Origin of the sequence: Chitinophaga pendula (assembly GCF_020386615.1) — a bacterium.
Taxonomy (GTDB): domain Bacteria; phylum Bacteroidota; class Bacteroidia; order Chitinophagales; family Chitinophagaceae; genus Chitinophaga; species Chitinophaga pendula.
Genome location: NZ_CP077769.1, coordinates 4,662,784 through 4,679,949 on the forward strand (window position 1 = coordinate 4,662,784; position 17,166 = coordinate 4,679,949).

A 17,166-nucleotide genomic window follows, 5' to 3' on the forward strand; every position below is an offset into this window, starting at 1 on the left:
CAGGAATGGCGGTAATACTTAACACTTACCTTTTTAATAACGCAATTTCCAGGACTTGGTTCATTTCTTTCACAAAATGGAACTTCAATCCCTTAATATAATCTGCATTGATCTCCTTCACATCCTTCTCATTCTGCCAACAGAGTATAATTTCTTTGATACCCGCACGTTTTGCGGCCAATATTTTTTCCTTAATACCTCCCACCGGCAATACCTGCCCGCGTAAAGTGATCTCCCCCGTCATCGCCAGGTACGATCGTACCTTCCGACCCGTAAAGGCAGATACCAACGCCGTCAGCATCGTAATACCCGCACTGGGTCCGTCCTTCGGTACCGCACCCTCCGGTACATGCAAGTGCACATTACGCTCCCGCAATAACTTCGGATCTATCTTCAACGCCGCCGCATTCGCCTGTATATAGCTCAATGCCGTCACTGCAGACTCCTTCATCACATTACCCAGATTACCCGTCAGCTTTAACTCTCCCTTCCCTTCACTCAGGCTCGTCTCGATAAACAGGATATCGCCGCCCACATACGTCCACGCCAACCCCACTGACACCCCCGGAGGATGACCTACCTTGTATATCTCATTGGAATACTTACTCTTACCTAATATCCGCTCCACCGTATCCTCCGTAAATACCTCCGGCAACGGTACCTCCAATGCCACATCCTTCGCCAATGCACGCATCACCGCCGCCAACAACCGGTCCAACTCACGCACCCCACTCTCACGCGTATAATCCTGTATGATCCGCTCCAATACCGACGTACTGAATCGTATCTTCACATCCTTCAGCCCATGCGCCTCCTTCTGCTTGGGCAACAGGTGACGCTTCGCAATCTCCACCTTCTCCTCTATCGAATAACCACTCAGGTCAATGATCTCCAAACGGTCCCGCAATGCCGGACTGATAGCGTTAATATTATTAGCCGTCGCGATAAATAACACCTTGCTCAGGTCATACTCTAGCTCCAGGTAATTGTCGTAAAAAGTACCGTTCTGCTCCGGGTCAAGCACCTCCAGCAACGCAGAACTGGGATCGCCACGGAAATCATTCCCGATCTTGTCAATCTCATCCAGTATCATCACCGGGTTAGACGACTTGATCTTACGGATAGATTGCAAAATACGGCCAGGCATCGCACCAATATAAGTCTTACGATGACCCCTGATCTCACTCTCATCATGCAACCCTCCCAGGCTCAACCGCACATACTTCCGGCCGATCGCATTCGCAATAGAACGCCCCAGCGATGTCTTACCAATACCAGGAGGTCCCACAAAACACAGAATAGGCGACTTCATGTCCCCCTTCAGTTTCAATACCGCCAAATACTCCAGGATACGCTCCTTGATCTTATCCATGCCGTAATGATCATTATCCAATACCTTCTTGGCCTTCTTCAGATCATAACTGTCCGTCGTATACTCATTCCAGGGAAGATCCAACATCAGGTCCAGGTGATTATACACCACCGAATAATCCGGCGTGCTCGGATGCATACGCTCCAGCTTCTCAATCCCCTTCTTGAACAACTCCGCCGCCGCCGCCGGCCACGTCCGCAATTCCGCCTTCCGCAACATCTCCTTCACCTCACGGTCATTCGTATCACCACCCAACTCCTCCTTGATAGACTTCATCTGCTGCTGTAGGAAATACTCCCGCTGCTGCTTGTCCAGGTCCGCTTTCGTTTTGTTAGTGATCTTATTCTTCAACTCCGCCAACTGCAACTCCACCTGCAATAACTTCAGTAACAATTCCGCACGGGTACGCAAATTATTGATTTCCAACAGCTGCTGCTTATCTTTTAAATCGCAGTTCAGGTTGGAAGACACAAAATGCACCAGGAAAGATGGATTCTCTATATTCTTAAGGATAATACTCGCTTCAGATGGCAAATTCGGCGAAAGCTGTATGATCTGGCCAGCCAGATCCTTGATAGAAGATACATAAGCATCAAACTCCTCATCATTCTCCGCGATCTCATCCTTCAATACCTCAATACGGGCCTTGAAATAAGGCTCCTCCGTAGTAATCTCCTCTATCTTAAATCGCTTTCTGCCTTGTATAATGATAGTAGTACCACCGTCCGGCATCTTGATCAGCTTGATGATCCGGGCCACCGTACCTACTTCGGAAATATCAGCAATATTAGGATCTTCCACGTTACTGTCTTTTTGCGCCACAACACCGATCATTTTGTCAGTCTTGTAAGAATCAGTAACCGCCTTGATCGACTTATCCCGGCCCACCGTGATCGGTAGCACTACGCCCGGAAAAAGCACAGTATTTCTGAGCGGCAATAATGCCAGCTCCTGGGGTATCTCCTCGTCTTCCTGTCCATCGCCTTCTTCATTCAAAGGGATAATAGGCATGAACTCCATTTCTTCTTCTGAATTACCTAAATAAAATCTGTTCATCGCAATTTTTTAAGCTCCTGGGGAAAGACAATTTGTCAGCTTTTTTGTAAAAAACCCCTTATTATTAGTATGATACCTATATAGTCAAGATTAATGCCAAGGGTCCATCCCCGCTATACGGTCGGCAAAGTTAACTAAGGGCGACTATAATAGGCTCATTATAAAATAACAAATATCCACACCCCTCCCCCTGAAAATACCGCCCACACCCCCCTCAAAAAAACACAAAAAAAATGGGGCCAACCCTCAGGTCAGCCCCTCATATACAGGTTGCCGTATAATTTTCCTTAGAATGTTACACCCACACCCAACTGTATGCCTTGGTTCTTCCATTTGTCAGTAGCAGCAATATCACTAACATTGCTCAGACCAACAATATAACGGGCACTCAGGTTTACAACAGGCAGCTGCACCCACAAACCACCTACAGCAGAAAAATCTCCGCTCTTGAAAGCCTGCTTCGCACCCTGGATCACGTTCTTATCACTCAGCAAAATGCTGTACTGAGGGCCTAACTGCAATTTCACACGGGGAGTACCCAAAGGAATGCTCGCCAGGATCGGAATACTCAGGTAGTTCAGTTTAATCTTCTTGCCGTTAGCATCTGTGCTGATATTCTCTCCTTTGTAAATCTCACTGAAGTTATCTACTGTACGGGTAGTGCTCTGAGAGAAGATCACCTCACCTTGCACACCCCAGCCTTTGTAAAAATTAACCTGTACGAGACCTCCCAGGTGATAACCCAGTTTGAAGCCATCCTGGTAACCATTACCCTGCAGTTTTCCAAGGTTGGCACCACCTTTAATACCAAAGCGGATAAGACTCTGGCCTTGTACCGTGGACAGGGCAGTTATACCTAATACTGCCATCACGAGAAACAGTTTTTTCATGTTGTTGTTGTTTTATAACTGGTTAAAATTTAAAAAGAAGATTGATCTCTAACGTTGCAAATTCCTTTATAAGACGTAATTCATACCTACCCCCCCTATGCAACTTTAACTTTTTTTTACAAACAAATTCCATGCTCGTTTCCCAAAAGCATATATACATACTGCTGACGGAACGCATATACTCCGCCAGCCAAATACCAACTATATTGGAAAGCAATAGATTATAAGGAGAAAAATTTTTTAGGAAAAATATAGGTACTACAACACTTACAGCCGATCCGGTATTTATTAAGATACCAACAATATAAAGGGTACTGGATACGTTCTTTTGGCTACTATTAATTGTCCGCCCGACAGAATAACAAACCCCAATGACCATATCTCCTGCCGTAAAAAGAAAATAGCTATTGCCACTTACCCCCACTCAGTAATGTATAAAATATACGCGCACTGAAATAACCCGCCAGACCCTGATCCATACCCAATGGGCGATATAAAGTGTAAGAAGGATTAAACGTAAACGGACCTACGATATAAGAAACACTCATCGTCACATCCAATGCCCTCGGCGAAAATGCACTGAAAGCATGTATCGTAAACTCATTCGGAATATTAAAGATCGGCGCACCGCCATTATTACCTTCCGGCCCCTTATCACATGACGCACTCGCTGCAATACCTGCACGACGCAACAAATGACTGTCATAAGCAGCCGTCCCCATCGTCAATCCAAAAGAAGGCGTCATCAACAACGCATCCTTCTTCCGTAACACATCCAGGAAAATAAATGGATGCCGTAACACCGCTATCACATTAAAATCATACCCCTGCAAAGTATGATCAAACGGACCAATAACATCCTTATCCCGACCCCAGCCCATATCAATACTCACACCTGGCTGTAACCACCACCTGCGGTAATAGAAATAAGCAAAAGCCTCATTGAGAATAGGCGTCAACGGCACATTCGCCGAGTCGGCATATAGATAACGGGTATACGATATACCAGCAAGAAAATCATCATGCTCCGTATAATCATACCCTACAGAAAAATCCCATTCAAACCAGGGTTGCTTACTGCCATTGAAAATGTAATAATTACTCGCGCTGGCAAAAAAACCACTCTTGTGATAATACGTAAGAGAAGGAGAAACAAAAGGCTTTAACTCCAGCGATTGCTCAAAACGCAACCGCTTCTCCGAATAGGCGGGATTGTTACCATATCCCACACCTATAATTAGTTCACTCTTTTTTTGTTTATTCAGTAATGAGTCAAGCTGCCGCTCTAACTCCTTCAACGCCTGGCCTACCGCTACATTATTGAGCAGAAAGAATATAATAAACAGTGACCATCGCATGCATTTTTGGTTGATATTACAGGCACAATATACCCACCAAAGCGCAAATCCCAAAATCTAAAATGCGGTACGGTATTGACTATTAAGGCACCTCCGGCTGCATGCATAGTTCAGTGGTATCCCCTACACCAGCTCAATAACCGTGATCTCCGGCAAGATACCCACACGCCCCGGATAACCCAGGAACCCAAACCCCCGGTTCACATACAAATGCTGCGCACCTTGCTGATACAATCCCGCCCACTCTTTATAAATATACTGCGCCGGACTCCATTTCAATCCCGGTATCTCCACCCCAAACTGCATCCCGTGCGTATGCCCCGCCAACGTCAGATCAATATCAGGATACTCCGTACGCACCTGCGCATCCCAATGCGTCGGATCATGTGACAACAATATCTTGAACGGCGCCTGCGCACTGCCCTCATACGCCTTCTTCATATCGCCATAACGCGGAAAACGACTCATCGCACTCCAGTTCTCAATACCCAACAACGCAATCTGCTCCCCACCACGCTCCAGCATCACATGCTCATTCATCAGCAATCGCCAACCCATCTCCCCGTGTATCTGCTTCAACCGCTCCAGGTTCGCATGCCGCATCGCACTGTAACCATTCGCATCCTTATCCGTCCAGGGCACATAATCCCCGTAATCATGATTACCCAACGTTGAATAAACCCCCAACGGTGCCTTCAACCGGCTGAAAATATCCATATACGGCTCCATCTCCACCGCACGGTCATTCACCAGATCACCCGTAAACAATACCAGGTCCGCCTGCTGCGCATTGATCAACGCAATCCCCTTCTCCACCGCCGGCTTGTCATTAAAACTACCACTGTGGATATCCGATATCTGCACAATCTTCATCCCCCGGAACGACGCCGGCAGATTAGGAAAACGCAACTTCATCTTATGCACCTTGTAATTGTACTTGTTCGAAAATCCATACACCAGCGTCGCAAAAAAACTACCGCCTACCAACAACCCCAAACGCGTAAAAAACTGCGAACGGCTGATCCCCGCCGCCGGCGCCAGATCCTTCGTCTGCCCGTTAAACTGACGGATCGCCCACTGCACCAACCGGCGACCGTCATCCAACAACAAAAACACCGCCGCCAACAACTTCGCCAGGAACAACCCCATCAACAACGCCATCGCATACGATCGCACCAACGGATGCCACTCCCGGTAATTCACATACGGCATCAATAACAATAACAACAACGCCGCCCCACTGATCACCCAGTAGATCGTAAATACCGTCAGCCGCAACTTCGGCGATGCACCAATAAATACCGTACGGATCGCCATGAATACATAAATATCCAGGCACAGTGTCAATAACAACAATAAAATAGAACTAAATCCAGGTCGCATTATCTTTATATTACATAAGTAAATTGCTCGGCGAAAGGTACCACATGATGCCTGTTGCAAAAAATTAAATTACATAGACCTTTCCATGCCTACATCACCGGTATAGCAAGAAGACGAACCAACAGCAGAATTATTTCAGCATCTTTGTCACCATTTTGTCATCACATAGCGGCAACACCCGCCCTTTCCAATAACCTCCCTATAACGCTCCTGTATCATTCCTATAGCATTCTTATAGCATTCCTATAATTAACCTATAACCAACCCCTATACCACCATATACCGCTCCTATACTTTCAGTATATCTCCCCTATACCATCACTATACAACGCTTATACATCGCTTATACAATGCCTATACCTCGCTTATACAATGCCTATACAAACCCCGCACATTCACTTGATAGCTAATAAGATATCCACATTTTTCCACTGCTGTTTTATTAACAGTGCTTCGGGGAAAACGCCGGGAATGCTGTTAAACCCTTTTTATAATTTGTTAATTATGAACTAATTAACAATTTCCGTTCCCACCGCTTGTGAATAAATAAATACCTTCCCACTCCCGATATTTGGCGATTCGTTGTATTTTTGTCAGGTCCTGTCAGTTGGGGAAAGAGGTCATTTTCAGATAATATAGCTTGTTTTTAACTGTATTGTACTGATAATGATTTATTTACGTTTCTATAACTGGCTATTTTTTGATACCATAAGTTTGTTCCGGCATGAAGTTTACCTATTACGGCCACGCCTGCTTCGCAGTAGAGATCAAAGGGAAACATATCCTTTTTGACCCGTTCATCACCCATAATGAGCTGGCAAGCAAAATAGATATTAACACCATCCAGGCAGACTATATCTTCGTCACCCACGGACACGACGACCATGTCGCCGATCTCATCCCCATCGGCCGCCGCACAGGCGCCACCGTTGTGGCCGCCTTCGAAGTAGCCGAATGGGCACAAAGCCAGGGCATCGAAAAAACACACCCCCTCAATCCGGGCGGTAAATGGGAATTCGAATTCGGTACCGTAAAATGCGTAGTCGCACAACACTCCTCCAGCCTGCCAGGCGGCGGATATGGCGGCAACCCCGTAGGTTTCGTATTCAAAACATCAGAGGGTAACTTCTACTATAGCGGCGATACCGCACTCACTTTCGATATGCAACTCATCCCGAGATTCGCATCCCTCGACTTTGCAGTGTTCCCAATTGGAGATAATTTTACAATGGGCATAGAAGACGCCACCATAGCAGCAGAATTCGTCGAATGCCAAAAAATAATCGGCGTTCACTACGATACCTTCGGATATATCAAAATAGATCAGAACAAAGCGAAAGAAACATTCAGTACAGCCGGACTGAATCTGTTACTGCCAGCTATAGGCAGTACCACCGAGGTATAGGAATAAAGGATCAATTGAAGATGACAATACCGGCCCCCATCACGCCGGAGATATGTTCTTACAAATTATTTATTCACATGGCAGCACAATGCGCCCTGAAAAAGCACACCACTGCCTGCCCTTATTTATCCTATAAATAACCTTAGAACATTCAATTACAAAATGGCTAGAATAATTGCAATCGCCAATCAGAAAGGTGGCGTAGGAAAAACAACAAGTGCTATCAACCTCGCCAGCAGCCTGGCAGTGCTGGAATACAAGACACTGCTGGTCGACGCTGACCCCCAGGCTAATAGCACTACCGGTCTCGGTTTTGACCTGCGCAACATACAGCAAAGCCTGTATGATTGCATGGTGAATGATGTGCAAGCGAAAGATGTGGTGCTCGAATCAGACACCCCCAATCTGAAAGTATTGCCCTCCCATATAGACCTCGTAGGCGCCGAACTCGAACTCATCAACCACCCGGTCAGAGAACGCGTAATGAAACAAGTGATCGATGCCGTCAAAGACGATTACGACTTCGTCATCGTCGACTGCTCCCCCTCACTCGGCCTCATCACCGTCAACGCTCTCGTCGCCTCCAACTCCGTCATCATCCCCGTTCAATGCGAATTCTTCGCCCTCGAAGGACTGGGTAAACTACTCAATACCATCAAAATCGTTCAAAGCCGGCTCAATACCGACCTCGAGATCGAAGGCATCCTCATGACCATGTACGATGGCCGCCTCCGCCTCAGCAACCAGGTCGTAGACGAAGTAAAACAACACTTCGAAGAGTCCGTATTCAATACCATCATCCACCGGAATACCAAACTGGGCGAAGCCCCCTCCTTCGGTAAATCCGTCATTATGTACGATGCAGCTTCCACCGGCGCTATCAACTACCTCAACCTCGCCAAAGAAATCCTGCAAAAACATAACTTTACTAAACTCAATTCCAAAGACAAAATCTTAGCTGTCAACAATGACCAATCAGAGTAAGAAAGAACCGAGCAAGAAAGAAGCATTGGGTAAAGGTATCCGCTCATTGCTGCAGAATATAGATACTGACCTCAAACAAACAACGTCCGCCCTCGACACAAAAGTAGTGGCGGCTGCTACCAGCATCGAACGCATCCCGCTCGATCAGATTGAGGTCAACCCAAAACAACCCAGGCGCGACTTCGACGAACAAGCCCTACAGGAACTCAGCCAGTCCATCCGACTGCACGATATCATCCAACCCATCACCGTCGCGAAGATCAGCAATAAAAAATACCAGCTCATCGCCGGTGAACGCCGCCTCCGCGCCGCCAAAATGGCCGAACTCAAAGATATCCCGGCCTACATCAGACAAGCAAACGACCAGGAACTCCTCGAACTCGCCCTCCTCGAAAACCTCCAACGCGAAAACCTCAACGCCATAGAAATTGGCCTGAGCTATAAACGCCTCATGGACGAATGCGTACTCACACAAGAACAAGTAGCAGAACGCATGGGCAAAGAAAGAAGTACCGTCACCAACTATATCAGATTACTTAAACTACCTCCAGATATCCAGGTGGCCGTCCGCAATGGACAAATAAGCATGGGACACGCACGCGCCATCATTACCATCGAAAATATCGACCAGCAACTCTTCCTCTATCGCGAAATCGTGAAAAACGGCCTCTCCGTTAGACAAACAGAAGAACTGGTCCGCAAACTGGCCGGCAACAACAAAGCCAATGCTAAAAAAATAGCCAAAGGCAACCTGCCTCCAGCATACCAGAAAATCCAGGATAACCTGGCCTCCCACTTCTCTACCAAAGTAAAACTGGACCGCTCCAAAACCGGCAAAGGATTCATCACCATCGAATTCTACTCCGACGAAGAATTGGACAGCATACTAGAAAAAATCGATCTATACGGTGGCTAATTTGATAAAATTCCTCCGCAATACCGGCGGCTTGCTCATGACCTTACTGTTCCTGTACGCACCCTCATACGCCCAGGATACCACCAGACCCGCCGCCAAAGCCGAACGGTCCGGTAAAGATACCTTGCGCATGCCCTCTAAAGCCGCAACAGATAGCACCCTGGTCATCAACACCAAACAAAACCAGGATACCGCCCTCGATATGCGACTACCCACTCCTCATAGCCCCCGCAAAGCAGCCTTCTACTCCGCCGTATTACCAGGCCTCGGACAGTACTACAACAAACAATACTGGAAGATTCCCCTCGTATATGCCGCTCTCGGTACCACCACCGGATTCTTTATCTACAACTTCCAACAGTATAAAGAATTCCGAGACGCTTACCGCATCCGCATCGCCGGCAACGTCAACGTAAAAGATAAATACATCGATCTATATAGAACCAGTACCCTCAAAACTCTCAGGGACACCTACCGGCAATATGTAGACTACTCCGTACTCTTCTTTATAGTAGGATACGGCCTCAACATCATCGATGCTACCGTGTTCGCTCACCTCAAAGCATTCGATATGTCCAACGATCTCAGCTTCCGTATCACACCGAAAATGATCGATAGCCGCACACTAGGCCTCAGCCTACAGATCAACGTCGGCAAACGGAAAAATAAACAGGTACAAACCTTCGCACTCGGCCGGTAACCCGGCCCATTCACACACAACATTTCTACTACTATATAAAACGCTCAACTGGCTTATGAAAATAGCGCTTATCGGATATGGCAAAATGGGAAAGGCTATAGAAGCCATCGCCCTCGCAAATGGTCACGAAATAATACATCGCATCGACCTCAATAGCACCCACCTGCTCGAAAAAGAACACCTGCAACACGCAGATGTCGCCATCGAGTTCACCTCCCCCGAAACCGCATTCCATAACATCCAGAAATGTTTCGCCGCCAACGTACCCGTCGTATGCGGTACCACCGGCTGGCTCGACAAACTGTCCACCATCACCGACCACTGTCGCGAACAACAACAGGCCTTCCTCTACGCGTCCAACTTCAGCATCGGTGTCAACATCTTCTTCGAAGTCAATAAAAAACTCGCCGCCCTCATGGCCGGCCAGCCACAATACAACGTCAACCTCGAAGAGATCCACCACACCCAGAAAAAAGACGCCCCCAGCGGTACCGCCATCACCCTCGCCGAACAAATACTCGAACAGGTCACCCGCAAAGAAAAATGGGTCAACGCCGAAAGCCCTCAAGAACAAGACCTCGTCATCCTCTCCAAAAGGATCGACCCCGCTCCCGGCACCCATACCATCACCTACACCTCCGCCATCGACGATATTTCCATCACACATACCGCCCACTCCCGCGAAGGATTCGCCGCCGGAGCAGTAGCCGCAGCAACATGGATCATCGGCAAAACAGGCGTTTTTACCATGAAAGATGTCCTCAACCTGTAATGCATCCACAACCCTCCCACCTGCCAATGAAGGCGTTCGCCTTAAAAAACTTATATTTGTAGGTATGCTCACCGCAACGTAAGCACAGGGAGGATGCAAATCAAGAGACTCAAGAATTATGTTATCAAAAAAAACACAGTACGCGTTCCACGCACTCATACACCTGGCAGAGAACATGGATAAAGGCCCTATCCTGATCTCCGAGATCGCAGAAGAAAAAAATATCTCGATCAAATTCCTGGAAAATATCCTCCTGGAATTGAAAAACGCCGGTATACTGGGCAGCAAAAAAGGAAAAGGCGGCGGCTACTACCTCCTCAAACCACCCAAAGAGGTCGCACTCGCACGCATCATCCGCCTGCTCGACGGTCCCATCGCCTTGCTCCCCTGCGTCAGCCTCAACTATTACGAACGTTGCGAAAACTGCCGCGATGAAGCCGTATGCGGCCTCAACGATGTCATGTCCAAAGTAAGGGACGCCACCCTTAAACTGCTGGAAAACAAAACATTAAAAGATATTCTGACCCGCAACGCCTAACCGCAACGCCCGTCAGCAAACCCACTCCCGGATGCAGTCGCCGCCCCGTCCCATAAAGACCAGGTAGCTCCATCCGGGAGTCCCTGTTTTTATTCCCCGCCATATTCCCCTATCATTCCTCCCCCTTCTCAGCTCATCCCTCACCCTCTGCCTGCTTCCTTTCCCACCTCCCCCCTCTCTTTACCCATTCGCTCCTCCGCCCCACCCACCACGTTCCCGCACCTCCGCCGCCCCTTACCCATCTCCCGTATTACAAAGCGCCGCCCCACCCCCCCCATCCGCTTTTACCGCCTTCCCTCCCCCCATTCTTCCCATTCCCATCCTTCCCATCCCCATCCTTCCCTTCCAATCCTCCACGCTCCCTCAAATCCCTCCCTGGCACAGATTTGGTAATTGTTTGGTAAATCTTCTGTAACTAAGTCTATCTTTTTTATAGAGTTTATGTATTTTTGTTGCAGCGGCAGGCTAAAACCGGCAAAGTTGATGGCAGCCGCAGCCATAACATTCATACGTTAAGGACGCTTACATGACAGCAATTACGCCAGCATTAACAGGTACAGATATACCTGCAGACATCGCTTACCTGCTGGATCAATTCCCCGGACAGGTAGCTTTCTCCACATCCTTCGGACAGGAAGACCAGGTGATCAGTGACCTCATCTGGAAACACCAGCTGCCCGTACGCGTGTTCACACTCGACACCGGCCGCCTCTTCCAGGAAACGTACGACCTCATGGACCTCACACAGGCCAGGTACAAACAATCCTTCGAAGTCTACTTCCCGGAAACCAACGCAGTAGAAAAACTGGTAAAGGAAAAAGGATTCAATAGCTTCTACGATTCCGTCGACAATCGCAAAGAATGTTGCTTCGTCCGCAAAGTAGTCCCCCTCAACAGAGCACTACAGGGCGTTAAAGTATGGATCACCGGCCTCCGCGCAGAACAGTCCGACAACCGCCAGCATATCAACCTCATCGAATGGGACGACGCCCGGCAGCTGTACAAGTACAACCCGCTGATACATTGGAGCTACGATGACGTACGCTCCCACCTCCAACAGCATAACGTACCCTACAATAAACTGCACGACACCGGATTCATCTCCATCGGTTGCGCCCCTTGCACCCGCGCCATCCAACCGGGAGAACATCCCCGCGCCGGCCGCTGGTGGTGGGAAGAATCCAAAAAAGAATGCGGCCTCCATGGCTGATCCACCAGCATCCGTCCAAAACAAACTTTTTAAAACAGCTGACAACAGATCCATATATGAGCAACAAGATAAAATGGGAATTCCCTCAGGCGCTGGAAGATGAAGCCATTTACATACTCCGCGAAACAGCAGCCCAGTTCGAAAAACCGGCTATCCTGTTCTCCGGAGGTAAAGACTCCATAACGATCGTTAGACTGGCCCAAAAAGCCTTCTACCCAGGGAAAATACCTTTCCCCCTCCTCCACATCGATACCGGCCACAACTTCCCCGAAACCATCGAATTCCGCGACTCGCTCGTCCAATCCCTCGGCCTCGACCTCGTCGTACGCAACGTACAGGATAGCATCGACCAGGGCAAAGTACAGGAAGAAACCGGCAAATACGCCAGCCGTAACGCCCTCCAGACCGTCACCCTCCTCGATGCCATCGAAGAACTGAAATACGATGCCTGCATAGGCGGCGCAAGACGCGACGAAGAAAAAGCCCGCGCCAAAGAACGCATCTTCTCCGTCAGAGACGAATTCGGACAGTGGAACGCCAAAATGCAACGACCAGAACTCTTCGATATGCTCAATGGCAAAATCAATATCGGCGAAAACGTCCGCGTATTCCCCATCTCCAACTGGACAGAACTCGATGTATGGAACTATATCCGCCGCGAACAACTGCAGATACCCTCCATCTACTTCTCCCACGAAAGAGAAATCATCGAACGCGATGGCCTCTACTGGCCATACTCCCCCTTCCTCAACACCACCGAAGAAGAAATACCCTTCCGCGAAAAAGTCCGCTTCCGCACCGTCGGCGATATGACCTGTACCGCCGCCGTACTGTCCGAAGCTGATAAACTCGAAGATATCATCGCCGAAATAATGGAAGCCAAAATATCAGAAAGAGGCGCCCGCATCGACGATAAACGCTCCGAAGCCGCTATGGAAAAAAGAAAACAAGCTGGTTACTTCTAGTCAACCAACCCAGATAAACAGTAAACTATATATCATACGCATAATATCATTTGAATGGAAGTATTACGTATAGCCACCTCCGGAAGTGTAGATGATGGAAAAAGTACCCTCATCGGGCGCCTGTTGTACGACACACAATCCATACCGCAGGACAAAATGGAAGCCCTCCACGCTGCCAGCAAAAGGAAAGGTCTCGACTTCACCGACCTCTCCCTCCTCACCGATGGCCTCGTAGCCGAAAGAGAACAAGGTATCACCATCGACGTGGCACATATCTACTTCTCTACACCCACCCGCAAATACATCATCGCCGATACACCGGGTCATATCGAATATACCCGCAACATGGTCACCGGTGCCTCCAACGCACAAGTGTCCCTCATCCTCGTAGACGCACGTAAAGGTATCGTCGAACAAACATACCGGCACTTCTTCATCGCCGGACTGCTCCGCATTCCCCACCTGGTCATCGTTGTCAACAAAATGGACCTCGTAGAATACAGCCAGTCCCGCTTCGATCAGATCGTCGCCGACTTTCACGAACTGCTCGCCGGTGCCCAATACCAACCACAATCCATCCGCTTCATACCCGTATCCTCCCTCTATGGCGAAAACGTAGCGGCCAAAGGCACCAAAATGGATTGGTACCCCGGCGAAACCTTACTCGAACATCTCGAACAGGTGTCCTTCGACCATGGCGATCAGGCCCACCCGGCCCGATTCCCCGTACAATCCGTCGTACGCCCACGCACAGAAGCTTTCCACGACTACCGCGGATTCGCTGGCAAAGTGGCCAGCGGCCATTTCAGTGTAGGCGACACAGTAACATCCCTGCCTTCCATGCAGCAAAGCAGGATCAAATCCATCGACAGGTTCGATACCTCCCAGCAAGTAGCCAACGCCCGCGAAAGCGTAGTCATCACCCTCGACGGTGAAATAGATACCAGCAGAGGAAACATGCTCGTCAAAGCCGGCAACGAACCTGCTCCCCTCAAAGAAATCAACGCCCAGATCTGCTGGATGGACCAGCAAAAACTGATACCAGGAAAAACATACCTGCTCCAGCATGCCATCAACCGCGTAAAAGCCAAAGTACAACAGATACAACATGTCATCGACGTTACCTCCAACCGGATCATCGAAGACAAAAAAGAACTGGGCCTGAACGATATCGGTAAGATCACCCTCAAAACCGCACAGCCCATCTTCGCCGACCCATACCTCGTCAACCCGGCCAACGGCGCCTTCATCCTCATCGATGAATACAGCCACGCCACCGTTGCCGTAGGTTTCGTAGAATAACCGCTACAACCACCATAACCGCATATACAAAATCCCGGTCATACCGATGTATCACCACATCAGCATACCCGGGATTTTTAATTGTACCGTTGAACATTATTTTACCCCGATCACTTTCTTCAATTGTTTTTAGCCTTTTAGGACCTAAATTTGTTGACTCCCTGGCAAAAGGTAGCAACACATGAAGTTATTATTGATCGAAGATGAACCCTCCGTTGTCTCATTTATAAAACGCAGCCTCTCCGAAGCAGGCTACGAGATCAGTGTCGCCATGGATGGTCAATCCGGCCTCGATATGGCCACGGAACACGAATTCCAACTCATCATACTAGACGTCATGCTCCCCGTCAAAAATGGTATCGTCGTCTGCCAAACCCTCCGCCAGCAACAAAACAATACCCCCATCCTCATGCTCACCGCATTGGGATCCACCGAAAATATCGTCTCCGGCCTCGATAGCGGCGCCGATGACTACCTCGTCAAACCTTTCAAACAAGCCGAACTCCTGGCCCGTATACGCTCCCTACTGCGTAGAAAACAGGACACCTCCACCCCCACCGCCTCCAATATACTCCGCATCGCAGACCTCGAACTGAACATACATACCAAAAACGCTACCCGCAACGGCAACACCATCGCACTCACCGCCACCGAGTACCGGCTCCTGGAATATATGCTCAAAAACCCGCGCCGCGTACTCTCCAGAATGGAAATACTGGAAAACGTTTGGGGCATCGACTTTAACATGAATACCAAAGTAGTCGACGTATACGTCAACTACCTCCGCAAAAAAGTAAACCGCTCCGGACAGCCTCCCCTCATCCAAACCGTCGTAGGCATGGGATACATGCTAAAAGAAGATGCCTCATGAAAATAAGTACCAAAATATTACTCATCTTCTCCGTACTCACCGTTTCCATCATATTCCTGATGGCAACCTTCGCCTACCGCCTGGCCAACAAACACTCCTTCGAAGATTTCTATAAACGCCTCGAAATACGGGCATATATCGCCGCACGCGCCAATCTCGAACAGGATGAACACAACTCCACCACCTACAACGAAATAAGACAGGCACACCTCGAACGACTGCCCTTCGAACACGAATACTTCATCCAGGTACTCCCCAACGATAGCATCAGCCCCGCCGGAAAACCGGAAAAACTCCCGTCATACTTCTATAAAGATGTACTGCGCTTCGGCAAAGCTACCTTCCGCCATCAAAACATCTTCTATGAAGGCATCCACTATAACGAACAGGATAAAAACTATATCGTCATCGTATCCGCTCAAAACGAATATGGCAAAGAATACCTCAACGACCTCCGCAAAGTATTACTCTATTGCTGCGTCATCGCTGGCGTACTCCTCATCACCGCCGGATTGTTCTTCTCCAAATACATCCTCCAACCCGTAAGAGATATCACCAACCAGGTAAAACAGATCCGCGCACACAACCTCCACCTGCGCCTCCCCACACAAAGCAGCACCGACGAAATCAGCGAACTGTCCCAGACCTTTAATAATATGCTCGACAGGCTCGAAACAGCCTTCGAAACACAAAACAACTTCGTCAGCAACGCCTCCCATGAACTCAGCACCCCACTCACCGCCATCATCGGAGAAGCTGAACTGGCCCTCAGCAAACACCGCTCAGAAGACCAATACATCCAATCCCTGCAGGTCGTCCTCCGCGAAGCAGAACGCCTCCACCATATCACCAAAAGCCTGCTCAGCCTCGCACAGACCGGCTTTACCACACACCAGCAACAACAACTCAGCCCCCTCCGTACCGACGAACTCGTATTTACCGTCAAAGAAACCGTCGACCAGATCAACCCGGAAAACAAAGTCGCCATCGACTTCAGCATGCTCCCCGAAGATGAAGATAAACTCGTCGTCAAAGGCAACAGCCAACTACTACAACTCGCCCTCAGCAACATCGTACTCAATGGCTGCAAATACTCCGATAACCAACCCGTTTCTATCGCACTCGCCGCCACAGATACCCATAATATCATTATCATTAAAGACAACGGCATCGGTATCCCCCAACACGACCTCCCCTATATCTACGAACCATTCTTCCGCGCCTCTAACACACATGCCTATAAAGGATACGGCATCGGCCTCCCCCTCGCCCGTAATATCATCCGCCTCCATAACGGCAATATCGCTGTAAACAGCCAGCAGAACCAAGGCACAGAGATCCGCATCACACTCCCCTCCTTCAGATAACTACCGCTTTCTTACCGGTTTCTAACCTTTCTTACCAGATTCTAACAACATTCTTACCATCATTTAACCGCCTTCTT

General features: G+C 48.7%; 15 protein-coding genes. 11 read left to right on the plus strand and 4 right to left on the minus strand.

The features are described 5' to 3' along the window. Positions 1 to 25 precede the first annotated feature (25 nt). From lon to KTO58_RS16685, 4 genes are all read right to left on the minus strand, one after another. Positions 26 to 2,428, minus strand: a complete 2,403-nt coding sequence (lon, locus tag KTO58_RS16670) for an endopeptidase La (protein WP_095838285.1) — start codon at positions 2,426 to 2,428, stop codon at positions 26 to 28. Positions 2,429 to 2,715: 287 nt separating this feature from the next. After that, positions 2,716 to 3,318 carry a porin family protein gene (locus tag KTO58_RS16675; RefSeq protein WP_095838284.1) on the minus strand — a complete coding sequence of 201 codons (603 nt, stop codon included), beginning with the start codon at positions 3,316 to 3,318 and terminating at the stop codon, positions 2,716 to 2,718. Positions 3,319 to 3,722: 404 nt separating this feature from the next. Beyond that, a complete protein-coding gene (locus KTO58_RS16680) occupies positions 3,723 to 4,676 on the minus strand; it encodes a hypothetical protein (RefSeq protein ID WP_095838283.1) in 954 nt (317 codons plus the stop codon). Positions 4,677 to 4,799: 123 nt separating this feature from the next. Beyond that, entirely contained in the window at positions 4,800 to 6,059 is a 1,260-nt protein-coding gene (locus KTO58_RS16685; protein WP_095838282.1) for a metallophosphoesterase, read from the minus strand. A gap of 724 nt (positions 6,060 to 6,783) precedes the next feature. Between KTO58_RS16685 and KTO58_RS16690 the strand changes: the two genes are divergently transcribed. From KTO58_RS16690 to KTO58_RS16740, 11 genes are all read left to right on the plus strand, one after another. Continuing rightward, on the plus strand, positions 6,784 to 7,464 hold the full coding sequence (locus KTO58_RS16690; protein WP_095838281.1) for a metal-dependent hydrolase: 681 nt from the start codon (positions 6,784 to 6,786) through the stop codon (positions 7,462 to 7,464). A 162-nt stretch (positions 7,465 to 7,626) separates the two neighbouring features. Next, on the plus strand, positions 7,627 to 8,448 hold the full coding sequence (locus tag KTO58_RS16695) for a ParA family protein (protein WP_095838280.1): 822 nt from the start codon (positions 7,627 to 7,629) through the stop codon (positions 8,446 to 8,448). Continuing rightward, on the plus strand, positions 8,432 to 9,364 hold the full coding sequence (locus tag KTO58_RS16700) for a ParB/RepB/Spo0J family partition protein (RefSeq protein WP_095838279.1): 933 nt from the start codon (positions 8,432 to 8,434) through the stop codon (positions 9,362 to 9,364). The genes KTO58_RS16695 and KTO58_RS16700 overlap by 17 nt, the downstream gene beginning before the upstream one ends. Beyond that, entirely contained in the window at positions 9,357 to 10,064 is a 708-nt protein-coding gene (locus tag KTO58_RS16705; RefSeq protein ID WP_157752896.1) for a DUF5683 domain-containing protein, read from the plus strand. The genes KTO58_RS16700 and KTO58_RS16705 overlap by 8 nt, the downstream gene beginning before the upstream one ends. Before the next feature lie 55 nt (positions 10,065 to 10,119). Then, a complete protein-coding gene (dapB, locus tag KTO58_RS16710; protein WP_095838277.1) occupies positions 10,120 to 10,836 on the plus strand; it encodes a 4-hydroxy-tetrahydrodipicolinate reductase in 717 nt (238 codons plus the stop codon). Positions 10,837 to 10,954: 118 nt separating this feature from the next. Beyond that, positions 10,955 to 11,374 (plus strand): RrF2 family transcriptional regulator, encoded by a 420-nt coding sequence (locus KTO58_RS16715; protein ID WP_095838276.1) that lies wholly within the window; start codon positions 10,955 to 10,957, stop codon positions 11,372 to 11,374. A 526-nt stretch (positions 11,375 to 11,900) separates the two neighbouring features. Then, positions 11,901 to 12,584, plus strand: coding sequence for a phosphoadenylyl-sulfate reductase (locus tag KTO58_RS16720; RefSeq protein WP_095838274.1), 684 nt, complete (start codon positions 11,901 to 11,903; stop codon positions 12,582 to 12,584). Between the two features lie 56 nt (positions 12,585 to 12,640). After that, positions 12,641 to 13,549 carry a sulfate adenylyltransferase subunit CysD gene (cysD, locus tag KTO58_RS16725; protein ID WP_095838273.1) on the plus strand — a complete coding sequence of 303 codons (909 nt, stop codon included), beginning with the start codon at positions 12,641 to 12,643 and terminating at the stop codon, positions 13,547 to 13,549. 54 nt (positions 13,550 to 13,603) lie between these two features. Then, the gene (locus KTO58_RS16730; protein ID WP_095838272.1) at positions 13,604 to 14,851 is read left to right on the plus strand and encodes a sulfate adenylyltransferase subunit 1; all 1,248 of its coding nucleotides are present in this window, start codon (positions 13,604 to 13,606) and stop codon (positions 14,849 to 14,851) included. Between the two features lie 181 nt (positions 14,852 to 15,032). Then, positions 15,033 to 15,722: a response regulator transcription factor gene (locus KTO58_RS16735; protein ID WP_095838271.1), complete on the plus strand. Its 690-nt coding sequence runs from the start codon at positions 15,033 to 15,035 to the stop codon at positions 15,720 to 15,722. Next, entirely contained in the window at positions 15,719 to 17,089 is a 1,371-nt protein-coding gene (locus KTO58_RS16740; protein ID WP_198315213.1) for a HAMP domain-containing sensor histidine kinase, read from the plus strand. The genes KTO58_RS16735 and KTO58_RS16740 overlap by 4 nt, the downstream gene beginning before the upstream one ends. The last annotated feature ends 77 nt before the right edge of the window (positions 17,090 to 17,166 follow it).